A 22,742-nucleotide genomic window follows, 5' to 3' on the forward strand; every position below is an offset into this window, starting at 1 on the left:
GGGTCTGCCCGGCATCGGGCCAGGCTCAGCCCTGCCGGGCCTTCAGACGCGGGTTCTTCTTGTTGATCACGAACACCCGACCTCGCCGGTGCACGATCTGGGCGCCGGGGAGCTTCTTCAGCGCCTTGAGCGAATTGCGTACTTTCATGGCCACGACTTCCTTAATGAGAATGAATATCAATTACACTAACAGCATGACACCGCCCCCCTTCCTCACCGTGAACCTCGTCAGCGGACTCACCGGTTCCGGCAAGTCCTCGATCGCCCGCGCGAGCGGTCGCCCTAGCATCGGGCTGACCGCCGCGGACCCGGAGTCGGTGAGCCTGGCCATCGCCGGCCACCCCACCCCGAGGGAGGTGATGCTCGAGGTGCACCCCTCCGCGATCCCCCTGGAGGTGGCCATCTCGGTCATCGCGGCCGGCGGCGACCCCGCGCTCCGGCCCGACACCGGCGCCATCCGGCTGGGCAACTTCGTGAGCGTGCTCGACGCCTCGAGCTTCTGGCGGGACATCCGCAGCGACAGCCTCGCTCCGGAGCCACCGGTGCCCTGCGTCACGCATGGCGAGCACGACCGCACCGTGGCCGATGCCCTCGTGCAGCAGATCGAGTGGGCCAGCGTGGTGGTGATCAACAAGACCGACCTGGCCACCGCGGCCGACTGCGCGGACCTGCGCGATTTCGTGCGGCTGCTCAACCCGTCCAGCCATGTCGTGTTCGCCCGGCACGGCCGCAGCGCGGTCAGCCCCTGGCTGCCGCCACGGGAGGACATGCTCACCTGGCTGCAGCAGAGCCCGGGCTGGATCCGCCAGCTGAACGGCGAGGGCCTGCTGGCATCCAGCCGCACCGGGCTCGGCTGCGTCGTCTACCGCGACCCGCGTCCGTTCCACCCGGGCCGGCTGGCCGACTTCCTCAGTGACAGCGCGACCGAATCGGGCGAGATCCTGCGCTCACGCGGCCTCTTCAGACTGGCGTCCCGTCCACACGTGGTGGGGTCCTGGAACAGCGCAGGACCGACCATCGAGTTCGAACCGACCGACATGGGCAGTCACGACCCCGAATCGCCCTGGGGCCAGGAGATCGCCTTCTTCGGCCGGGACCTCGACGCGTCCAGACTGACCGCGAACCTCGATGCCTGCCTGCTCGACGACCGCGAGTTCATCGGCGGGCCGCTCGAATGGCGAAGCCTGCCCGACCCATTCCCGGCCTGGGACCTCAACAGGGACGACGACTAGCCCCCGTCGCCGCCGTCATCGAGCTGATGGTTGGTGCGGGTTAAACGCCGAAGCACCCGGCGTTGGTGAACGCGGGTGCTCCGGCGGATGACGCTGGTGGGGCTAGAAATCCCAGTCGTCGTCTTCGGTGTTGACGGCCTTGCCGATGACGTACGAGGAGCCCGACCCGGAGAAGAAGTCGTGGTTCTCGTCGGCGTTCGGCGACAGGGCCGAGAGGATCGCCGGGTTCACGTCGGTGACGGCCTTGGGGAACATCGGCTCGTAGCCGAGGTTCATCAGGGCCTTGTTGGCGTTGTAGTGCAGGAACTTCTTGACGTCTTCGGTCAGGCCGACGGCGTCGTAGAGGTCCTGGGTGTACTGGATCTCGTTCTCGTAGAGCTCGAACATCAAGTTGAAGGTGTAGTCCTTGATCTCGTCGCGACGCTCCTGGGTCTCCTTCTCGAGGCCCTTCTGGAACTTGTATCCGATGTAGTAGCCGTGCACGGCTTCATCCCGGATGATCAGACGGATCAGGTCGGCCGTGTTCGTGAGCTTGGCGCGGCTGGACCAGTACATCGGCAGGTAGAAGCCGGAGTAGAACAGGAACGACTCGAGCAGGGTCGAGGCGACCTTGCGCTTGAGCGGGTCGTCGCCCTGGTAGTAGTCCATGACGATGGACGCCTTCTTCTGCAGGTTGACGTTCTCGGTCGACCAGCGGAACGCTTCGTCGATCTCCTTCGTCGAGCACAGGGTCGAGAAGATCGACGAGTAGCTCTTGGCGTGCACGGACTCCATGAACGCGATGTTCGTGTAGACGGCCTCTTCATGCGGCGTGATCGCATCCGGGATCAGCGACACGGCGCCGACGGTGCCCTGGATGGTGTCCAGCAGGGTCAGGCCGGTGAACACGCGCATGGTGAGCTGCTGCTCCACCGGGGTGAGGGTGTTCCAGGACTGCACGTCGTTGGAGAGCGGGATCTTCTCGGGCAGCCAGAAGTTGTTGACGAGGCGGTTCCAGACCTCGACGTCTTTCTCGTCTTCGATCTTGTTCCAGTTGATCGCGTCAACGTGGGAGACGAGCTTGAGCTTGTCAATCATTTCTTGTCCTTTTTAGGCCAGTCACAGAAGGGATGGTACTTGTGGCGCTCACAGCAAACTCACTCATAACGCACAGGAAACACAACCCTCAACCTCGGTCCCCTCGAGAGCCATCTGGCGCAGACGGATGTAGTAGATCGTCTTGATGCCCTTCTTCCACGCGTAGATCTGCGCGCGGTTGATGTCGCGGGTCGTGGCGGTGTCCTTGAAGAACAGGGTCAGCGAGAGGCCCTGGTCCACGTGCTGCGTCGCGGCGGCGTAGGTGTCGATGACCTTCTCGTAGCCGATTTCGTAGGCATCCTGGTAGAACTCGGTGTTGTCGTTCGTCATGAACGGCGCCGGGTAGTACACCCGGCCGAGCTTGCCTTCCTTGCGGATCTCGATCTTCGAGGCGATCGGGTGGATCGACGCGGTCGAGTTGTTGATGTACGAGATCGACCCGGTCGGCGGCACGGCCTGGAGGTTCTGGTTGTAGATGCCGTGTTCCATGACGGATGCCTTGAGCTCGGCCCAGTCGGCCTGCGTGGGGATCTCGACGTTGGAGTTCGCGAACAGCTCGGCGCCGCGGGCGGTGGCCGGCTCCCAGACCTGGTCGGTGTACTTGTCGAAGAACGTGCCAGAGGCGTACGTGGAGTCGGCGAAGCCCTCGAAGGTGATGCCACGCTCGATGGCGATCTTGTTCGAGGCGCGCAGGGCGTGGAACAGCACCGTGTAGAAGTAGATGTTGGTGAAGTCGATGCCCTCTTCGCTGCCGTAGTACACCCGCTCACGGGCGAGGTAGCCGTGCAGGTTCATCTGGCCCAGGCCGATGGCGTGCGACTTGTCGTTGCCGCTCTCGATCGAACGTACCGACGCGATGTGGCTCTGGTCGGAGACGGCACTGAGGCCGCGGATGGCGGTGTCTACGACCCGGCCGAAGTCGGGCGCATCCATGGCCAGGGCGATGTTCATCGAGCCCAGGTTGCAGGAGATGTCCTTGCCGATGGTGTCGTAGGAGAGGTCCTCGTTGTACGTGGTCGGGGTGTTGACCTGCAGGATCTCCGAGCACAGGTTCGACATGTTGACGCGGCCCTTGATGGGGTTCGCCGCGTTGACGGTGTCTTCGAACATGATGTACGGGTAGCCGGACTCGAACTGGATCTCGGCGAGCGTCTGGAAGAAGTCGCGGGCCTTCATCTTGGACTTCTTGATGCGCGGGTCGTCGACCATCTCGTGGTACTTCTCGGTGACCGAGATGTCGGCGAACGGCACGCCATAGACGCGCTCCACGTCGTACGGGGAGAACAGGTACATGTCCTCGTTGTTCTTGGCCAGCTCGAAGGTGATGTCGGGGATGACCACACCGAGGGAGAGGGTCTTGATACGGATCTTCTCGTCGGCGTTCTCACGCTTGGTGTCGAGGAAGCGCATGATGTCGGGGTGGTGCGCCTGCAGGTACACAGCTCCCGCACCCTGACGGGCACCGAGCTGGTTGGCGTAGCTGAAGGAGTCTTCGAGGAGCTTCATCACGGGGATGATGCCGCTGGACTGGTTCTCGATCTGCTTGATCGGCGCGCCGGACTCGCGGATGTTGGAGAGCAGCAGGGCCACGCCGCCGCCGCGCTTGGACAGCTGCAGCGACGAGTTGATGCCGCGGGAGATGGACTCCATGTTGTCTTCGATGCGGAGCAGGAAGCAGGAGACGAGCTCGCCGCGCTGGGCCTTGCCGGAGTTGAGGAAGGTGGGCGTCGCGGGCTGGAAACGGCCGGCGATGATCTCCTCGACGAGAGCGATCGCGAGCTCTTCGTCACCCTGGGCCAGCCCAAGGGCGCTCATCACGACGCGGTCCTCGAAGCGCTCGAGGTAACGCTTGCCGTCGAAAGTCTTCAGCGTGTAGGAGGTGTAGTACTTGAAGGCGCCGAGGAAGGTCTGGAAGCGGAACTTCTTCGAGTACGCGAGGTCGTTGAGCTTGGTGATGAACTCGAAGCTGTACATGTCGAGCACGGCCTGCTCGTAGTACTCCTTCTCCACCAGGTAGTCGAGGCGTTCGCGCAGCGAGTGGAAGAACACCGTGTTCTGGTTCACGTGCTGCAGGAAGAACTCCCGGGCAGCCTCGCGGTCCTTGTCGAACTGGATCTCCCCGCTCGGACCGTACAGGTTGAGCATGGCGTTCAGGGAGTGATAATCCATGTCCAGACCCGAGGGCGGGCTGATCGGGGTGACCTTCACGGCTGTTGCTTCCAAAATTCTTCCAATCCTTCGTGAACGGTGGCTACGTCGTCCGGGGTGCCGAATACTTCAAAGCGATACATGTGGGGCACACCGCACTTCTGGGCGATGATGTCCCCGGCGAGGCAGAAAGCCTCACCGAAATTCGTGTTCCCGGCGCCGATGACGCCGCGGATGAGCGCACGGTTGCGCTCGTCATTCAGAAAGCGGATGACCTGTTTGGGTACCGCAGACCCCTCGATGCCGCCGCCGTAGGTGGGCACGACGAGCACATAGGGCCGCTCGGCGACGAGCGGCGCATCCTTGGGGTAGAGCGGGATGCGCGCGGCGGGCCGACCGAGCTTCTCGACGAACCGCTTGGTGTTGCCGGAGAGGCTCGAGAAATAGATGATGTCGACCGCGGCGGAGCCGGTGCTCCCCGTGGTGGACTCGCGAGTGGAATCAGCCTGAAGCAGCATGGGTCCCCTTTTCGTGCGAGTTGTGCGAACGCCCCCATCGGGCGCTCGGCGGGCGGCGCCCCCCAGGCGCGGTGATAGCTACGCCAGGCGGGCGGCGAGCTCGTTGATCTTGTCGGGGCGGAAGCCCGACCAGTGGTCCTCGTCGGTGATGACGACGGGCGCCTGCAGGTAACCGAGCGCCTTGACGGCTTCGAGCGCGTTCTCGTCGGCCGACAGGTCGAGGATGTTGTACTCGATGCCCTTGTTGTCCAGGGCGCGGTAGGTGGCAGTGCACTGCACGCAGGACGGCTTGGTGTAAACGGTGATTGCCATCGATAGGCCTCTCGTGTCGTTCTCGTCGTTCAGGACCGTGGGCATTACTGTGCGAAAACCGTGGTGAAGACGTGATGGAAATGTGGTGGAAATGCACCCGTGAGGTGCGAAGTTCAGATTCAGGCGTTGTGCGATTGCTTGGACTTCAATACTACATCTAGTGATCCCCAATGGGAACGGCCACTACATGGGGGAATTACAATTATGTACTTATCCACCGACATTCCACCGGTTGTCAACAGGGCAGCTCATGCAAAAGCCGCAGAATCACGCGGGCGGGCACAGAGTTATCCACAGGTCGCAGAACACCACGATTCCGACCTGTGGAATTCGGCGCCGGGCGCGTCGGGAGTGTCGCAAACGGCCCGGCCGGCAATCAGGTCTTGCGCTTGCGCGACACGACCACTCTCTGCAGCAGCACGAAGGCCAGCAGGATGCCACCGGTGATGATGGTGGTCGCCTCAGGCGGGATGCCGCCGTCGCGCGTGACGAGCACGTTCATGAGGCCGAGCACGAGGGCGCCGATCACCGAACCGAGCACGAAGCCCGCGCCGCCGGTCAGCAGCGTTCCGCCGATGATCACCGCGGCGATGGCGTCGAGCTCCCAGCCGACGCCGGTGATGTTCTGCGCGATACCGAGCTTGGACGTGTACACCACGGCGGCCAGTCCCGCGAGGGAGCCGCTGATGACGTAGATCAGCAGTTTGGTGCGCACCACGGGCAGGCCCATCAGCAGCGCGGACTGCTCGGAGCCGCCGATCGCGTAGACGGTGCGGCCGAACCGGGTGCGGTGCAGCAGGAAGAACGCCACGATCACGACGACGGCCGCGATGAGCACATTAGGGGTCGTGACGAGGTCGTTGATCTTGGGCCCGTCGTAGACCTTCCACTCCGTTGACAGGGTGCGGATGGGCGAGTCGTCTTCCAGCCGTTGCGGGGTGGTGCTCAGGATGGCCGCCAGACCCCGGGCCAGGAACATCATCGCCAGGGTCGCGATGAAGGGTTGCACGTTGAAGTACTGGATCAGCACACCGGAGGCCAGGCCGAAGGTAGACCCGATCAGGATCATCAGAACAATCACGACGATCGGGTTCCAGCCGGCGTTGGCCAGCATCACCCCCACGAGACTGCTGATGGCGATGACCGCACCCACCGAGAGGTCGATGCCGCCGGTGAGGATCACGAAGGTGAGTCCGACCGCCAGGATGATGAGGTAGGCGTTGTTGATCAGCAGGTTGGAGATGGTGCTGAACTGCATGATCCGGCCGTAGGCGATCTCACCGTAGATGAGCATGCCGATGAAGATCGCCACGGCCGCGAGGGTCGGCAGCGTCTCCAGGTTGGGCTTGAGTCGGGACAGCAGCGCCGAGGAGGCCGGTTTGTCGATCTGCGTGGTGGTCATGCCGACACTGCTTCCTTCCGGGTGCTGGTGGTCGTGGCTTTTCGTTGGTTGAACAGTGCCCGCACCCGCGGTGACTGCAGCAGGCAGATCACCACGATCACGATGGCCTTGAACGCCGGCGTGGCCGAGGACGGGATCGACATGTAGACGATGGTCTTGTCGAGCGTCGCGATGAGCAGGGCGCCGATGATGCTGCCGGTCAGCGAGAACTTGCCGCCGGCCAGCGAGGTGCCGCCGATCACGACGGCCAGGATCGCATCCATCTCGGCGGTCATGCCGGTCTTGGCGACCTCGACGGTCATGACGCTGGCGGTGCTGAAGATGCCGGCCACGCCGGCGAGCACGGCGCTCACTATATAGACGGAGATGAGGATGCCCACCGGGCGGATGCCGGCCATCCGGGCGGCCTTGGGATTGATGCCAATGGACTCGATCATGAGCCCCAGGGCGGTGCGGCGCACCAGCGCCGCGAGCACGGCGACGATCACCACTGCGATCACGAACACCACCGGGAAGCCCAGCACGGTGCCGTTGGCGAGCCAGCGGAACGATTCGTTGGTGGCGGAGGTGTTCTGCCCGGAGGTGATCACCTTGGCCAGGCCGCGGCCGGCGAGCATCATCACCAGGGTGGTGATGAACGGCTGCAGGCCCACGATCGACACCAGGATGCCGTTGAGGGTGCCGAGCACCGCGCTGATGCCCAGAGCCAGGATGACGGCGATCGCCGCGGTGCCGAAGCTGCCGGTGCCGGCGTTGTTCATGAACTCCATCGAGACGGCGCCGGCCACGGCCATCACCGAACCCACCGACAGGTCGATGCCGCGGGTGGCGATGACCAGGGTCATGCCCACGGCGATCATCATGATCGGCGCGCTGGCCCTCAGGATGTCGATGACATTGCCGGAGAGGTTGCCGGTGGCGGGGTTGACGGACACCCCGAGGTAGCCGGGGTTCTTGGTCAGGTTGATCACCAGCAGCAGGATCAGGGCCACGATCGCCCAGACGTAGGGCTGGTGGAAGAGCCGGGTGACGAACTGCACTGCTGACGGCTGACGCGACACGGGGGCGCTCATTCGCTGCTCCCTTCGGAAGCGATGATGTCGACGATGGTTTCGGCGGTGACGAGTGGTCCGTTGGTGATCTCGCCGATCTTACGGTGGTCCTTCAACACGATGATGCGTTCGCTCAGCCGCACGACCTCTTCGAGTTCCGAGGAGATGAACACCACCGACATGCCGTCTTCGGCGAGTGCGGCGATGGTCTCCTGGATCTCGGCCTTGGCTCCCACGTCGATCCCCCGCGTCGGTTCGTCGAGGATCAACAGTTCCGGGTTGGTGGCGAGCCAGCGGCCCAGCAGCACCTTCTGCTGGTTGCCGCCGGAGAGGTTGCGGATGGCGCGCTCGGGGTCGGCGGGCCGCACGTTCAGTTCCACGAGGTACTTCGTACAGATCTCGTTCTGTTCACGGCGGGACAGCGGTCGGGCCCAGCCGCGTCTGGCCTGGACGGCCAGGATCAGGTTCTCGCGCACGGTGAGGTCGCCGATGATGCCCTCGTCGCGCCGGTTCTCGGTGGAGAAGGCGATCTTGCGGGCCAGCGCGGCGACCGGGCTGTGCACCTCGGTCGCGACGCCGTCGATGGTGACGTCGCCGGAGTCGGGCCGGTCGGCGCCGTAGATCAGCCGGCCGAGTTCGGTGCGGCCGGAGCCGAGCAGTCCGGCCAGGCCCACCACCTCGCCGGCGTGCACGTCGATGTCGACGGGTTCGATGGAGCCCTGCCGGCCGAGGTTCGTGGCGCTGTAGTACGGCGCGCCCACCGCGTGCACGGCCCGGCCGCGGTTCGAGCCGAGGGAATTGAGGGTGTCGACGTCCTTGCCGATCATCATCGAGATGAGCTGGCCACGGGAGAGGTCCTGGGTCATGTGCTCGCCGACGAATTCGCCGTTCCGCAGCACCGTCAGCCGGTCGCTGATGGCGTAGACCTGGTCGAGGAAGTGCGAGACGAAGAGGATGGCGACACCCTCGTCGCGCAGGCGCCGGATCACGGCGAAGAGGCCTTCGACCTCGTTGGCGTCGAGGCTCGAGGTAGGTTCGTCGAGGATCAGCACCTTGGAATTGGTGACCATGGCACGGCTGATCGCGACGAGCTGCTGCAGCGCGAGGGAGATGCTGGAGAGCGGGGCCTTGGGGTCCAGACCGCCCAGGCCCAGCCGCACCAGGGCGTCGTGAGCGGCGAGGTTGGTCTTGCGCCAGTTGATGCCCATCCGCCCGTGCACCTCGTGGCCGAGCATCACGTTCTCACCCACGGTGAGGTTGTCGCAGAGGTTGACCTCTTGATACACGGTGGAGATGCCGGCACTTTGCGCGTCGGCCGTTCCGGTGAACCGGCGGGGCCCGCCGGCGACCTTGATGCTGCCGGAGTCGATCTTGTACACGCCGGTGAGGGCCTTGATGAGGGTGGACTTGCCCGCACCGTTCTCGCCCATCAGGGTGTGCACTTCGCCGGGGAAGAGTCGGAAGTTCACGTCCTGGAGGGCTTTGACCCCCGGGAACTCGATCGAGATGTTCTCCATCTCGACGATCGGCTCTGTCGCTGCCATGTTTGCCTGGTCGTTCTGCCGGTCGGCCGGCCTCGTCGTTGAGTTGCGTGGCACCTGCCACGGATGTTCGTGCCCGTTCCCGTGGCACCGGCCACGGGAACGGGCACTGTCAGAGCTAGTACTGGCGGTCGGGCAGCGCCGTGGTGGCCGCTTCAGGGGAGTCGAACGTCGTGCTCGGCACGACGATGCTGGACTCAACGGAGTCGCCGGCAAGTGCGGCGTTCACCACGGAGATGGCGTCGTCACCGAACAGCGGGTTGTACTCGGCGACGAAGCTGAGCCGTCCCGCAGCGAGTGCCTCGAGCGCGGCCTTGGTGCCGTCGATGGTGATGATCTTCACATCGGTGCCGGGCTTGAGGCCGGCTTCCTCAACGGCCAGGGCGGCGCCCAGGCCCATCTCGTCGTTCTGGGCGAAGACGAGCTGGATGTTGTTGCCGTTGGCCTTGAGCATCGTCTCGAAGACACTCTTGGCTTCTTCGGTGGACCAGTTGGCGGACTGGCTCTCGAGCTTGACCAGGTTGTCGGCCACGTTCGCGTCCCAACCCTTGTTGCGGTCGTTCACGACCGACAGGCCGGGCGGGCCTTCGAGGACCACGTAGTTGGCGCCATCCGGGAACTGCGAGTTGGCCCATTCGGCGGCCGACGCGCTGATGCCCACGTTGTCGGGCGCGATGCGGCTCGTGTACAGGCTCTCGTCGTTCGGCTCGATGCCGCGGTCGAGGAGCACCACGGGGATCTCGGCTTCCTGGGCGCGCGTGAGCACGTCCTCCCAGCCGGTGGCCTCGGTCGCGGAGAGCAGGATCACGTCGACGCCTTCGTCGATGAACGACGTGAAGGCGGTGATCTGCGAGTTCTGGTCGCCGTTGGTGGCCGGTGCGTACTTGAGCTCGAAGCCGTTCTCCGTCGAGAACGAGTCCTGGATGTTCTTCTCGTTCGCGGTGCGCCAGCCGCCCTCGGGGCCGACGGCAACGAAGCCGACGGTGACGATGTCGTCGCCCGCCGGGGCGGACCCCTCGTCGCTCGAGCCTGCAGAACAGGCCGTGATGCTCAGTGTCATCGCTCCGGCGAGGGCCAAACCCGCGAATGCCCGGAATCGTGCTGTGTGTGCCATGGATCTCCTCCTTGAGATCTGCCGACACGATCTACGTGTCAACAGTGTGAATGCGTCCAACTGGACTCGGCTTCGGTGCAAAGCTTCCTGTGATCGCTAACAATTTGACGACCTGTGCAGGTCGGTCATCGCTGACCTCGTCGTCATTTACGAATTGTTAGCCTTCACAATTGCGTCACCCGGAGGCTACAACTGGCTCATTCAGATTGTCAAGGCCCTTTTCTCAGCAGCCGAGCGCGGGATCGCGCAGTTGCGGCATCCGGTTGTGAACCCTAACATTCAGGTGAACGAGGAGGTTCAGGAGAGTGCACACGAGCAGTGACACTGCTGCCTGCCGGCGCACGCATGCGGCCGGGCGGGCGCTGTGAGCGCGCCTGAACCCCCGCAGCGCATGCCCCTGGTTCGGATGACCGGCATCACCGTGGAGTTCCCCGGGGCACGGGCCCTCGACGACGTGGATTTCCGGATGTTCCCCGGCGAGGTGCACTCGCTCATGGGCGAGAACGGGGCAGGCAAGAGCACCCTGATCAAGGCCCTGACGGGCGTTCAGTCCATCGACCACGGCTCCATTGAGATCGACGGTGCTCCGGTGCATTTCACCGGGCCCGCCGACGCCCAGCGCGCTGGCGTCAGCACCGTCTACCAGGAGGTCAACCTCCTGCCCAATCTGAGCGTGACCGAAAACGTCATGCTCGGCCGGGAACCTCGGCGCCGGTGGGGCACCATCGACTGGCCTGCCGCCAGGCGCCGCACCGCCGAGCTGTTGCAGACCATGAACCTCGACATCGACCCGTCGTCGCAGCTGTCCGACCACTCCCCGGCCGTGCAGCAGCTCGTCGCCATCGCGCGGGCCATCGTGGTGCGGCCCAAGGTGCTGATCCTCGACGAGCCCACCTCGAGCCTGGACAACGACGAGGTGACCGAGCTGTTCCGGGTGATCGCCGGCCTCAAGGAGTCCGGCGTCGCCATCCTCTTCATCTCCCACTTCCTGGAACAGGTCTACGAGATCTCCGACCGGCTCACCGTGCTGCGGGACGGCCGGCTCGTGGGCGAATACCTCACTGATGAGCTGCTCCGCATCGATCTTGTGCACAAGATGATCGGCAAGGACCTCTCGGTGCTCGTCGATATCCAGGCCCGCACCAGCGAGAGCGACCTTGAAGACAATCTGCTCGTCGATCCGCCGCTGCTCACTGCGATCGGGTTGGGCCGCGACGGCGGCATCACCCCGCTGGACCTGTCGGTGCACGAGGGCGAGATCGTGGGTGTCGCCGGCCTGCTCGGCTCGGGTCGCACCGAGCTCGCTCGGCTGCTCGCCGGAATCGATCGGCCCGACACCGGCGAGATCCGCGTCGACGGGCGGCTCCGCCGGTTCCGGAGCCCCCGCAGCGCCCTGCGGCAGCGCATCGCCTACGCGTCGGAGGACCGCCGCACCGAGGGCATCATCGGCGATCTCACCATCCGCGACAACATCGCGTTAGCCCTGCAAGCCGACCTGGGCTGGGCGCGCCGGATACCCCGCAAGCGGCAGAACGAACTCGCGGCCAGTTACATCCAGGCCCTCAACATCCGCCCGAACGACCCGAACGCCCTGGTGCGCAACCTGTCCGGCGGCAACCAGCAGAAGGTCCTCCTGGCCCGCTGGCTGGCCATCGCGCCGCGGCTGCTCATCCTCGACGAGCCCACTCGAGGCATCGACGTGGGCGCCAAGGCCGAGATCCAGAAGCTCGTCTCCGACCTGGCCGAGAACGGGCTGGCCGTGGTGTTCATCTCGGCCGAGCTGGAGGAGGTCCTGCGGATCAGCCACCGGGTCGCGGTGCTCAGGGACCGCCGCAAGGTCGGCGACCTCACCAACAATGACCTCACCGTCGGCCGGCTGCTCGCCGCCATCGCGGACGGCGGCGAGGATGGCAGCGAGGGCGCCGGCATCGCCGACCCGAGGGATCGGGGGGCAGCACCCTGACCGGTCGGCGCGGGACACCTGACCGCGCGGGCACTCGACTACAGTTCGTTTTAGGACACGATTCGGCAGGGGCTGTCCACCTCCGGCGTGAGTCGTCCGGCCCCGCCATCGCGGGGCGTTGCAGGCCGCCGGAAGAGGGAACCCAGTGAGAGAGGACACACCTCGTCAGGCGACGATCTTCGACGTCGCCCGTCTCGCCGGGGTGTCCCACCAGACCGTCTCCCGGGTGCTCAACGACCTGCCCAACGTGCGGGCCTCCACGCGGGTGCGCGTCGAAGAGGCGATCAAGAAGCTGCGGTACGTGCCCTCTCCGGCCGCGCGCGCCCTCGTCACCCGGCGCTCCCGCACGATCGGGCTGATGGCCACGGGTGTGCCGGAGTTCGGCCCGTCGTCCACCCAGCTCTACTTCAACGCCGCGGCCCGGGATGCGTCCTGGTCGGTGTTCACCGCCAGCATGATCGACAGCGAACCAGCGTCCATCCGGGCCGTGGTCGAGGCGTTCCTGCGCCAGAACGTGGAGGGGATCGCCGTGATCACCAGCCACCAAGGCATCGTCGACGTCGTCGCCGGCATGGAACTGGCCATCCCGGTTGTGGCGCTGGAGGCGACGCCGCGCACCGGCATCACCACGGTGGGCGCCGATCAGTACACCGGAGCCCGCACCGCCGTCGCGCACCTGGCCGAACTCGGCCACCGGCACATCTCACACCTGGCCGGGCCCCGGGACTCGGTCGATGCCCGGGAACGCGAGCGGGGCTGGCGCGACGAGCTCGCCTCCCGCGGGCTCGACACCCGCGTGATCGGAACGGGCGACTGGTCGCCGTCGGCCGGCTACCGGTTCGGCATGGAGTGCGACCTCGACACCCTCAGCGCGGTCTTCGTGGCGAACGACCAGATGGCCATCGGCCTGATGCACGCGCTGACCGTGCGGGGCCGATCGGTTCCCGGCGACATCAGTGTGATCGGTTTCGACGACGTCCCAGAGGCCGAATACCTGGCTCCCCCGCTCACCACCGTGCGGCAGGACTTCGAGCGCATCGGCCGGGACCTGCTCAGCGCGCTCCTGGACCAGATCAGCGGCGACGACGACTCGATCATTCGCCAGTCGGTCCCCGAACTGATCGAGCGAGCCTCCACCCGGAGTCACCCACCCGGCTCACATGACAACCAGCCTCCCGCCAGAGATCGCCGGTCAGCCATCGCCTGACCGACAGCGTCAGCGAACTCGGGCCGACGGATCACGGCCCCGATCCGTACTTGAGGAACCCGTCGAACTCACCGATCTTGCGCACCCGGCGCCAAAAGAAGTCCGCCCAGACGTCGCCGCCCAGGATGTCGGGGAAGCCCACCTGCAGTTCCGGCACCTCGAAGCCCAGCTCGAAGATCCGCCAACCTGCGCCACGACACCAAAGGTGCGCCGCGACACTGAACCTGCGCCGCGAAGTTGCGTGCGGTGCGGGGCGGGAGGGGGGCGGCGCGGGGCGGGCGCAGAAAGACCGCCGGCCCCGCATCCGTAGAGAGGATGCGGGGCCGGCGGCCAGGTGGAAGTTAGCGGCCGCCGGCGCGACGCTTGTTGTAGACGTCGAAGGCCACGGCGAGAAGCAGCACGAGGCCCTTGACGGCCTGCTGCCACTCAATGCCGATGCCCATGATCGACATGCCGTTGTTCAGCACACCGATGATCAGACCACCGATGATGGCGCCACCGATGGTGCCGACACCACCCTGCACGGCCGCGCCACCGATGAAGGCGGCGGAGATGGCCTCGAGCTCGAAGCCGTCACCGGCCTTCGGGCCGGCCAGGTTGAGGCGGGCGGTGAAGATCAGGCCGGCGAGGGCAGCAAGCACGCCCATGTTCACGAACAGCCAGAACGTCACGTTGCGGGTCTTCACACCGGAGAGCTCAGCGGCGTGCAGGTTGCCACCGATGGCGTAGATGTGACGGCCGAAGACGCTGCGGTTCATGACGACGCCGTAGACCAGCACCAGCACGGCCAGCACGATCAGGGTGACCGGGATGCCCTTGTAGGAGGCGAGGGCGTAGGCGAACAGGCCGATACCGGCGGTGATCAGCACGAGCTTGCCGATGAACCACACCAGCGGCTCCACCTCCTGGCCGTACGAGGCACGGCCGCGACGGGTGCGCACCTGCTGCACGATCAGGGCGATGATGGCCAGCGCGGCGACACCCAGGGTCAGCGGGTCCAGCTCGAACTCGCCGAAGACATCCGTGAGGAAGCCGTTGCCGAGGGCGCGGTACTCGCCCGGGAAGGAACCGATGTTGGCGTTGCCGAGCACCGCGAGCGCAAGCCCACGGAAGATCAGCATGCCGGCCAGCGTCACGATGAACGCCGGGATGCCCACATAGGCGATCCAGAAGCCCTGCCAGACACCCACGAGGGCGCCGACCAGGAGCGACAGGATGATCGACAGCCACCAGGGCAGTCCCCAGGTCACCGCGAAGACACCGGACACGGCACCGACGAAGGCAGCGACCGAGCCGACCGACAGGTCAATGTGGCCGGCGATGATGACCATCACCATGCCGACCGCGAGAACGAGGATGTACCCGTTCTGCACGATCAGGTTCGAGATGTTCTGCGGCCGCAGCAGGATGCCGTCGGTCAGGATGCTGAACAGCACGACCACCACGATCAGAGCGACGAAGATGCCGTTCTTGCCGAGGTCGGCGATGACGTGGCTGACCCACTGGCCCGCCTTGGAGTTGCTGGGGTTGACTTGTGCACCTGCGGCCGTGTTGCTCGCCGGCTTGGTTTCGAGATCACTCATTTTGACGTTTCTCCTATTCCGATAGCGCCGACGCTAACGGGCCTTTTCCATGGTCATGTGCTTGATAAGGGTCTCCGGGGTGGCGTCAGTGATCGGGAATTCTCCCGTGATGCGGCCCTCGGAGAGGGTGTAGATGCGGTCGCAGATGCCGATCAGTTCCGGCAACTCCGACGAGATCACGATGATGCCCTTGCCCTGTGCGGCGAGGGCGTTGATGATCGCGTAGATCTCGTACTTGGCGCCGACGTCGATGCCGCGGGTGGGCTCATCCAGGATGAGCACATCGGGGTTCGAGTAGATCCACTTCGACAGCACGACCTTCTGCTGGTTGCCGCCGGAGAGCTTTCCGGTCTTGGCCAGCACGGTCGGCGCCTTGATGTTCATGCTCGTGCGGTACTCGTTGGCGACCTTGAACTCTTCGTTGTCGTCGACGAGCCCGCCCTTGACGAGCTTGCCGAGGGACGCCATCGAGATGTTGCGCTTGATGTCCTCGATGAGGTTGAGTCCGTAGGTCTTGCGGTCCTCGGTGGCGTACGCGATGCCGTTGTCGATCGCCTCGGTCACGGTGCGGGTCTTGATCTCCTTGCCGGCCTTGAACACCTTGCCGCTGATGCGGCTGCCGTAGGTGCGGCCGAACAGGCTCATCGCGAACTCGGTGCGCCCGGCTCCCATGAGCCCGGCGATGCCGACGATTTCGCCGCGGCGCACGTTCAGGTTCACGTTGTCGACCATGACCCGGGTGGCATCCTGAGGATGGTGAGCGGTCCAGTCCTCGACCCGCAGGATCTCCTCGCCGATGTTGGGCGTGTGATCCGGGTAGCGGTGTTCGAGGTCGCGGCCGACCATGTCCTTGATGATGCGGTCTTCGGTGACCTCCTGCTTGGCGATCGTCTCGATGGCCTTGCCATCGCGGATGACCGTGACGGCGTCGGAGACCTTCTTGATCTCGTTCAGCTTGTGGCTGATGATGATCGAGGTGATGCCCTGGCCCTTGAGGTGCAGCATCAGGTTGAGCAGGTGGTCGGAGTCCTCGTCGTTGAGGGCGGCCGTAGGCTCGTCCAGAATGAGCAGCTTCACGCGCTTGGAGAGGGCCTTGGCGATCTCCACGAGCTGCTGCTTGCCGACGCCGATGTCCATGATCTTGGTGGTCGGGTTCTCGCGCAGGCCCACGCGGGCGAGCAGCTTGACGGCTTCGCTGTTGGTCTTGTTCCAGTCGATCAAGCCCAGAGCGCCGCGCTGCTCGTTGTTGAGGAAGATGTTCTCCGCGATGGAGAGGTAGGGACTCAGGGCGAGTTCCTGGTGGATGATGACGATGCCCTTGGCTTCGCTGTCCCTGATGTCCTTGAATTCAACGATCTCGTCTTCGAAGACGATGTCGCCGGTGTAGGTGCCGTGGGGGTAGACCCCGCTGAGCACCTTCATGAGCGTGGATTTGCCCGCGCCGTTCTCACCACAGATGGCGTGAACTTCGCCGCGAGCGACATTGAGCGTCACGTCCTGCAGCGCCTTGACGCCGGGGAAGGTCTTGGTAATACCGCGCATCTCGAGGATGTTGGTGGTCACGTGCGTTCCTTTCTGAGGTCTATTCCGTTGTGGTGACCGGCCGGCGGGGCGTGAGCCCCGCCGGCCGGTCAGAACACGTGACTCTTAGCCGTCGATCTCGGCCTGGGTCCAGTAGCCGCTGTCAACCAGCTGCTCCGTGATGTTGTCCTTGACCACGATCGCGGAGTCGAGGAGGTAGGAGTCCACAACCTTCACGCCGTTGTCGTAGTCGGTGGTGTTGTTGATCTCCGGGGTGTCACCGTTCAGCAGCGCGAGGGTCATCGAAACGGCGACCTCGGCGAGCTTGCGGGTGTCCTTGAAGATCGTGGCGTACTGCTCGCCTGCAACGATGGCCTTGACCGAGTCGAGCTCGGCGTCCTGGCCGGAGATCGCGGGCCAGGTGTCACCCAGCGAGTAGCCGGAGCCCTCGAGGGCAGAGATGATGCCTCGGGAGATGCCGTCGTACGGGGAGAGAACGCCGTTGACAACGCTGCCGTCAGAGTACGTCGACGTCAGGATGTTCTCCATGCGGCTCTGTGCCTCTTCGCCATCCCAACGCAGGGTTGCAACCTGCTCGATGTCGGTCTGGCCGCTCTTGACCACAATGGTCTTCGAGTCGATCAGCGGCTGGAGGACATCCATCGCGCCGTCGTAGAAGAAGAACGCGTTGTTGTCGTCCAGCGAACCGGCGAACAGCTCGACGTTGAACGGGCCGGCCGGGGCACCCTCGATGGGCGTTCCGTCCAGCTCGACCAGGCCGAGGCCGTTCAGGAGCGACCAAGCCTGCTGCTGGCCGACCTTGAAGTTGTCGAACGAGGCGTAGTAGCTGACGTTCTCGGTGTCGCGGATCAGGCGGTCGTAGGCGATGACGGGGATGTCGGCGTCTGCGGCGTCCTGGAGCACGCTGGTGAGGGTGGTGCCGTCGATCGAGGCGACGATCAGGGCCTTGGCGCCCTTGGTGATCATGTTCTCGATCTGCGAGACCTGCATGGGGATGTCGTCTTCTGCGTACTGCAGGTCGACGGTGAAGCCCTCGGCTTCGAGCTGCTCCTTGACGGCGTTACCGTCGTTGATCCAGCGCTCGGAGGACTTCGTGGGCATTGCAACGCCAACGAGTCCGCCGTCGCCGGCACCCTCGCCGCCGCCGTCGCCGCCGCTCGAGCAGGCTGCCAGGGAAATAACCATGGCTCCGGCAGCCAGGGTCGCGAGGAAAGCTTTCTTCTTCACTGTGGTTCCTTTCATATTTTCAATCGACTTTGATGTCAAATGGGTCAAGTAAGTGGTGCGTGTGTGATTTACAGGCCTTGCGCCAGGCGGTAGTACGCCTGGTTCCATCGCACCTCGCGGGTGAAGTCCCGCAGGGTGGTGGTCTTATCGATCACGAGAAGCTCGGTTTGAGCGATCTCGGCGAAATCGTGGAACACCTCGATGCCGACGGCTGTCGACATGACGGTGTGGTGGGCGGCGCCGGCGGTGAGCCAGGCGGCGGCGGAGGTGGCGAAGTCGGGTGCGGGCTTCCAGACGGCGCGGCCGACGGGGAGTTTGGGTAGTGCTTCGGAGGGTTCGACGACCTCGACGACGTTGGCGACGAGGCGGAATCGGTCGCGCATATCGCTCATCGCGACGACCACGGCCGGGCCGGGGGCGGCGTTGAAGACCAGGCGCACCGGGTCGTCCTTGCCGCCGATGCCCAGCGGGTGGATCTCCAGGGTCGGCTTGGCGGTCGCTAGTGACGGGCTGACCTCGAGCATGTGGGCGCCGAGGATGAGTTCGGCGCCGGGGGTGAGGTCGTAGGTGTAGTCCTCCATCAGGCTCGCCCCGCCGGGCAGGCCGGAACCCATCACGTTGGCCACCCGGACCAGGATCGAGGTCTTCCAGTCGCCCTCGGCACCGAAGCCGTAGCCTTGGGCCATCAGGCGTTGCACGGCCAGGCCGGGCAGTTGCTTGAGCGCACCGAGGTCTTCGAAGTTGGTCGTGAAAGCACTGAAACCGCCGGCTTCGAGGAAGGACTTCAGGCCGAGCTCGATCGCGGCGCCGTAGCGCAGTGACTCGTGCCGGGCACCGCCGACCTTCAGCTCCGGGGCGACGTCGTAGAGCTCGTCGTATTCGGCCACGAGAGCGTCGATGTCGGCATCGGTTTGGGCGTGGACGGCGTCGGCGAGTTCGTTGACCGACCAGGTGTTCACCTGCACGCCGAACCGCAGTTCGGCTTCGGTCTTATCGCCCTCGGTCACGGCCACGTAACGCATGTTGTCGCCGAACCGGGCCAGTTTCATGCTGTTCGATGCCGCCCAACCGGCCGCAGCACGAGTCCACGTGCCGATCGAGGCGGACACGACGGGGTTGGACACGTGGCCCACAACGGTCTTCCGGGACACGCCCAGGCGGGTCTGGATGTAGCCGAACTCCCGGTCGCCGTGGGCGGCCTGGTTCAGGTTCATGAAGTCGAAGTCGATCTCAGCCCAGGGCAACTCGACGTTGGCCTGGGTGTGCAGGTGCAGCAACGGCTTCGTCAGCGCGTTGAGGCCACCGATCCACATCTTCGCCGGCGAGAACGTGTGCATCCACGCAATCAGGCCGATCACACTGTCATCACTGTTCGCATCCAGCGCGGCCCGACGGATGGACTCGGCATCCTTGAGCACCGGCTTCCACACCACTGTTACCGGCACATCACTGGACGCGTTCAACGCGTCGGAGATCGCCTGGGACTGCTCGGCGACCTGACGCAGGGTCTCCTCGCCGTAGAGGTTCTGGCTACCGGTGAGGAACCACACCTCGTACGAGTCCAGGGTGGTGGCCAGGGCGGTGGGAGTTGAGACAGCTGACATTACTTGAGTGCTCCTTGCGGTGCTTGTCCGTAGACGTTCTGGTAGCGGTTGAAGAGGGAATCGATCGCGTCCTGCGGGATCGGGATGAGCGGGCCGCCCTGGCGGGCGAGGTGCACGGTGCGGGCGACGTCTTCGACCATCACGGCGGCCTTGACCGCGTCGCGGGCATCCTTGCCGATGGTGAACGGGCCATGGTTCTGCATCAACACGGCCCGGGATCGGTGCCCGGTCAACGCCTCGACGATGCCCTGGCCGATGGTGTCATCACCGATGATCGCGAACCGGCCCACCGGGATCGGACCGCCGAACTCATCGGCCATCGCCGTGATCACACACGGGATCTCCTCACCCCGCGCCGCCCACGCTGTGGCGTAAGTCGAATGCGTGTGCACGACCCCGCCGACCTCGCTCATGTGCCGGTAGACATACGCGTGCGCGGCAGTATCGCTGGACGGCGACCGGTCCGCGCCGGGGGTCTCCGGGATGACGTTGCCGTCCAGATCGCACAGGATCATGTTCTCCGGCGCCAGATCCGCGTAATCCACCCCGGACGGCTTGATCACGAACAAGTCAGCACCGGGCACCCGACCAGAGACATTACCGCCGGTCCACACGACCAGGCCGTTCGCGGTCAACTCACCGTGCAACCGGGCGATGTCCGCGCGCACTCGCGCGATCGCCACCTCGATCTGCGGGCCGAAGGTGCTCACGCGAACACCGGCTCGCTCGTGGCGAAGTCGGCGAGGGTTCCGTGGTCGATTCCGGTGAGGTGTGACTCGTCTGCAGCAGCTGCCGGTGCAGCGGACTGAGCGGTGGACGTGCTCACAGAATCGACTCCCTTGTCTGAAATGGTGCAGGTGATGCGGATGCGCTGAATGCGGTGAATGTGAACGGTCACATTGCTGACCTCATGTTAGCCGCATCGGGGAAACATCTGTCAAGTCCGGTTTGTCACTTTTGGGTAACGCCCGGACCAGCAGCCCGAAGGGGGGGTCTCTGCAGACGTCGGTCAGAATGCCGGCGGGCCCGTGGACCCGCGCACTATGAGCTCGGGGATGATGGCGCTGCGTTGTTGGTCGGGGCCGTCGGTGATGTCATCCAGCAGCAGGGCCATGCAGCGCCGACCGAGTTCGGCGAAGTCCTGCCGCACCGTGGTCAGCGGCGGCCAGAAGTGTGCCGCTTCGGGAATATCATCGAATCCGACCACGCTGACGTCGCCGGGGATGTCGAGTCCAGCGTCTCGGATGGCGTGCATCAGACCCAGGGCCATCTGGTCGTTCGACGAGAAGATCGCGGTGAAGTCCCGCACCCGCAGCAGCTCGCGACCCGCGTAGTAGCCGAAGTCGGCCGTCCAGTCCCCGAGGATGGGCGCCGTCGTCGGCACGTCCATCGCACCCATCTCGTCGAGGAACCCGCGCATGCGCGCCTCGGCCTCGATCCAGTCCTGCGGGCCGGCCAGGTGATAGATGTTGCGGTGCCCGAGATCGATGAGATGCCGGGTCGCGGCCCGGGCGCCGGCGATCTGGTCGAAGGAGAGGCCGTGTTCGTTCAGGCTCCCGGTGGACTGCAGGGTCACATAGGGCACGGCGACGGAGAGCTGCTCGAGCACGTCGAAGACCCGCATCTGCGGGGCGATCACGACGATGCCCTCCACCGACTGCAGCATCAGGTGGTCCAGTGCGGCCTCGATGGTCGCCGGGTCCGCCGAGGTCAGATTGGCCGTGTTGACGTAGTAGCCGGCCTCGCGGGCCGCGTCCTGGATGGCCGCAATGCTGCTGGCGGGCCCGTACTGCGAGCTCGAAGCGGAGAGCACACCAATCGTGCGGGAGGTCCCGCGGGACAACGCACGGGCCGCACGGTTGGGCCGGTACTGAAGGTCGTCCATCACCTGCTGTACGCGCGCCTTGGTGGAATCGCGGATGCTCGGATGGTTGTTGAGCACGCGGGAGACCGTCTGATGTGAAACACCGGCAAGGCGCGCGACATCCCGGATGCTGGGTGCGCGACTCTTGGGCAGATCAGCTGGCACGGGAGGAGGCCTCGTTCGAATGTGCACGGTCACAAATGTGGACGCCTCCCAATTATGCACGGGACTGACCCGGTGAGAATGCAGAATGTGACGGTCACATGTCCCGGTCCGGGCATATGTGACAGTCACATGGCCGGACGGCGGCGTACAGTGCGAGTTCAGGCGCTGGCGCGCACCACCAGATCGGTGGGCAGCACGATGGCGGCGGGCCGTTCGCCGTCGATGACCCGCAACAGCAGACGCACCATTTCCTCGCTGATCCGTTCGAAGGGCTGGTGCATCGTGGTCAGTGCCGGGGTGGTCTGGGTCGCTACCGGGGCGTCGTCGAACCCGCCGACGGCCACATCCTCCGGCACGCGGCGGCCGGCGGCCAGCAGAACGTCGATGGCACCGGCGGCCATCACGTCGTTCGCCGCGAACACGGCGTCCAGGTCGGGGTGGCGTTCGAGAAGCTCGGTCATGGCCTGCGCCCCGCTGGCCCGGCTGTAGTCGCCCCTGGCCACATAGCTCGGATCGAATGTCGCACCGAGCTCGTCGGCATATGCCTCGAACCGACGCATGCCTCCAGAGGTATCTTCAGGGCCGGCGATCGTCGCGACACGGTCACGGCCGAGTCCCCGCAGGTACCGCACCATCTCCCTGGCACCGTCGTAGTCGTCGGCGGCGACGTAGCCCATCTTCTTCTCGAAGCCCAACGGCACCCCGCAGGCTATGGCCGGCACGTTGGCGGCGATGATCTCGGAGATCAGGCCGCGCCGGCCGCTGTGCGAGGAGACGAGCAGCACCCCGTCGACGTGACCGGCGGTGATGAACTCGGTGGCCCGGCGCTGTTCATCCTCGTCGCCCGCCATGATCAGCACGAGCGAGATATCGTGCGCGGACAACGCCTTCGACGCGCCGCGCATAAGGACGGCGAAGTTCGGGTCTTCGAAGAGGCGGTCGTGCGACTCGGTGAGCAGGAAGGCGACCGAGTTGGCCCGGCTGGTGGCGAGACTGCGGGCGTGCGGGTTGACTCTATAGCCGGTCTTCTTGATCGCGCCGTTGACCGCGGCCAGGGAATCAGGGCTCACCCAGTGGCCGCCGTTGAGCACTCGCGACACGGTGCCCCTGGATACGCCGGCGGCTGCGGCCACGTCATCGATGGTCGGCCGGCGCTTCGCGGGGGGCGGGGTCACGTGTGAATCCTAGCTT

At 65.2% G+C, this 22,742-nt stretch carries 21 protein-coding genes; 3 read left to right on the top strand and 18 right to left on the bottom strand.

Translation table 11 applies throughout. The annotated features are described in order from the left end of the window. Positions 1-25: 25 nt before the first annotated feature. Positions 26-148, bottom strand: a complete 123-nt coding sequence (gene ykgO / locus E3T61_RS17745) for a type B 50S ribosomal protein L36 (protein ID WP_088455075.1) — start codon at positions 146-148, stop codon at positions 26-28. A 46-nt stretch (positions 149-194) separates the two neighbouring features. On the opposite strand from ykgO, the gene E3T61_RS17750 reads away from it, so the two are divergent. After that, positions 195-1,232: a GTP-binding protein gene (locus tag E3T61_RS17750; protein ID WP_166793297.1), complete on the top strand. Its 1,038-nt coding sequence runs from the start codon at positions 195-197 to the stop codon at positions 1,230-1,232. A 102-nt stretch (positions 1,233-1,334) separates the two neighbouring features. Here the strand turns inward: E3T61_RS17750 and nrdF are convergent, their stop codons facing one another. The 8 genes from nrdF to E3T61_RS17790 all read right to left on the bottom strand — a co-directional run bounded on the left by nrdF (position 1,335) and on the right by E3T61_RS17790 (position 10,396). Beyond that, positions 1,335-2,309, bottom strand: coding sequence for a class 1b ribonucleoside-diphosphate reductase subunit beta (nrdF, locus tag E3T61_RS17755; RefSeq protein WP_134642190.1), 975 nt, complete (start codon positions 2,307-2,309; stop codon positions 1,335-1,337). A gap of 63 nt (positions 2,310-2,372) precedes the next feature. Beyond that, positions 2,373-4,478, bottom strand: coding sequence for a class 1b ribonucleoside-diphosphate reductase subunit alpha (nrdE, locus tag E3T61_RS17760; protein WP_134642281.1), 2,106 nt, complete (start codon positions 4,476-4,478; stop codon positions 2,373-2,375). Positions 4,479-4,513: 35 nt separating this feature from the next. Further along, positions 4,514-4,975: a class Ib ribonucleoside-diphosphate reductase assembly flavoprotein NrdI gene (gene nrdI, locus E3T61_RS17765; protein ID WP_134642191.1), complete on the bottom strand. Its 462-nt coding sequence runs from the start codon at positions 4,973-4,975 to the stop codon at positions 4,514-4,516. Positions 4,976-5,053: 78 nt separating this feature from the next. After that, positions 5,054-5,287 carry a glutaredoxin-like protein NrdH gene (nrdH, locus tag E3T61_RS17770; protein WP_066592430.1) on the bottom strand — a complete coding sequence of 78 codons (234 nt, stop codon included), beginning with the start codon at positions 5,285-5,287 and terminating at the stop codon, positions 5,054-5,056. A 376-nt stretch (positions 5,288-5,663) separates the two neighbouring features. Next, on the bottom strand, positions 5,664-6,689 hold the full coding sequence (locus E3T61_RS17775) for an ABC transporter permease subunit (RefSeq protein WP_134642192.1): 1,026 nt from the start codon (positions 6,687-6,689) through the stop codon (positions 5,664-5,666). Continuing rightward, entirely contained in the window at positions 6,686-7,762 is a 1,077-nt protein-coding gene (locus E3T61_RS17780; RefSeq protein WP_134642193.1) for an ABC transporter permease, read from the bottom strand. The genes E3T61_RS17775 and E3T61_RS17780 overlap by 4 nt, the downstream gene beginning before the upstream one ends. Next, a complete protein-coding gene (locus E3T61_RS17785; protein WP_134642194.1) occupies positions 7,759-9,285 on the bottom strand; it encodes a sugar ABC transporter ATP-binding protein in 1,527 nt (508 codons plus the stop codon). Before E3T61_RS17785 ends, E3T61_RS17780 begins: the two co-directional genes overlap by 4 nt. Before the next feature lie 115 nt (positions 9,286-9,400). Continuing rightward, positions 9,401-10,396, bottom strand: coding sequence for an ABC transporter substrate-binding protein (locus tag E3T61_RS17790; protein ID WP_134642195.1), 996 nt, complete (start codon positions 10,394-10,396; stop codon positions 9,401-9,403). A gap of 406 nt (positions 10,397-10,802) precedes the next feature. Here E3T61_RS17790 and E3T61_RS17795 point away from each other — a divergent pair, with 406 nt between their 5' ends. Both E3T61_RS17795 and E3T61_RS17800 read left to right on the top strand, forming a co-directional pair. After that, a complete protein-coding gene (locus E3T61_RS17795; protein WP_241992660.1) occupies positions 10,803-12,359 on the top strand; it encodes a sugar ABC transporter ATP-binding protein in 1,557 nt (518 codons plus the stop codon). A 145-nt stretch (positions 12,360-12,504) separates the two neighbouring features. Beyond that, positions 12,505-13,566: a LacI family DNA-binding transcriptional regulator gene (locus tag E3T61_RS17800; RefSeq protein WP_134642197.1), complete on the top strand. Its 1,062-nt coding sequence runs from the start codon at positions 12,505-12,507 to the stop codon at positions 13,564-13,566. Positions 13,567-13,597: 31 nt separating this feature from the next. Here E3T61_RS17800 and E3T61_RS22505 read toward each other — a convergent pair whose 3' ends face one another. From E3T61_RS22505 to E3T61_RS17840, 9 genes are all read right to left on the bottom strand, one after another. Then, positions 13,598-13,723 (bottom strand): hypothetical protein, encoded by a 126-nt coding sequence (locus E3T61_RS22505; RefSeq protein ID WP_255455709.1) that lies wholly within the window; start codon positions 13,721-13,723, stop codon positions 13,598-13,600. Between the two features lie 184 nt (positions 13,724-13,907). After that, entirely contained in the window at positions 13,908-15,149 is a 1,242-nt protein-coding gene (gene mmsB / locus E3T61_RS17805; protein WP_134642198.1) for a multiple monosaccharide ABC transporter permease, read from the bottom strand. Positions 15,150-15,182: 33 nt separating this feature from the next. Beyond that, the gene (gene mmsA, locus E3T61_RS17810; RefSeq protein ID WP_134642199.1) at positions 15,183-16,712 is read right to left on the bottom strand and encodes a multiple monosaccharide ABC transporter ATP-binding protein; all 1,530 of its coding nucleotides are present in this window, start codon (positions 16,710-16,712) and stop codon (positions 15,183-15,185) included. An 84-nt stretch (positions 16,713-16,796) separates the two neighbouring features. After that, on the bottom strand, positions 16,797-17,918 hold the full coding sequence (gene chvE, locus E3T61_RS17815) for a multiple monosaccharide ABC transporter substrate-binding protein (protein ID WP_277613771.1): 1,122 nt from the start codon (positions 17,916-17,918) through the stop codon (positions 16,797-16,799). A 68-nt stretch (positions 17,919-17,986) separates the two neighbouring features. Beyond that, positions 17,987-19,522 (bottom strand): L-arabinose isomerase, encoded by a 1,536-nt coding sequence (araA, locus tag E3T61_RS17820; protein ID WP_134642201.1) that lies wholly within the window; start codon positions 19,520-19,522, stop codon positions 17,987-17,989. Then, entirely contained in the window at positions 19,522-20,232 is a 711-nt protein-coding gene (locus E3T61_RS17825) for an L-ribulose-5-phosphate 4-epimerase (protein WP_134642202.1), read from the bottom strand. The genes araA and E3T61_RS17825 overlap by 1 nt, the downstream gene beginning before the upstream one ends. After that, positions 20,229-20,420 carry a hypothetical protein gene (locus tag E3T61_RS17830; RefSeq protein WP_134642203.1) on the bottom strand — a complete coding sequence of 64 codons (192 nt, stop codon included), beginning with the start codon at positions 20,418-20,420 and terminating at the stop codon, positions 20,229-20,231. The genes E3T61_RS17825 and E3T61_RS17830 overlap by 4 nt, the downstream gene beginning before the upstream one ends. Positions 20,421-20,531: 111 nt before the next feature. Beyond that, on the bottom strand, positions 20,532-21,584 hold the full coding sequence (locus E3T61_RS17835) for a LacI family DNA-binding transcriptional regulator (RefSeq protein ID WP_420898496.1): 1,053 nt from the start codon (positions 21,582-21,584) through the stop codon (positions 20,532-20,534). A gap of 125 nt (positions 21,585-21,709) precedes the next feature. Next, complete coding sequence (locus E3T61_RS17840) at positions 21,710-22,726, bottom strand: LacI family DNA-binding transcriptional regulator (protein WP_134642205.1); 1,017 nt, start codon at positions 22,724-22,726, stop codon at positions 21,710-21,712. Between the last annotated feature and the right edge of the window lie 16 nt (positions 22,727-22,742).

It is taken from the genome of Cryobacterium lactosi, from assembly GCF_004403945.1.
GTDB classification, from domain to species: Bacteria; Actinomycetota; Actinomycetes; order Actinomycetales; family Microbacteriaceae; genus Cryobacterium; species Cryobacterium lactosi.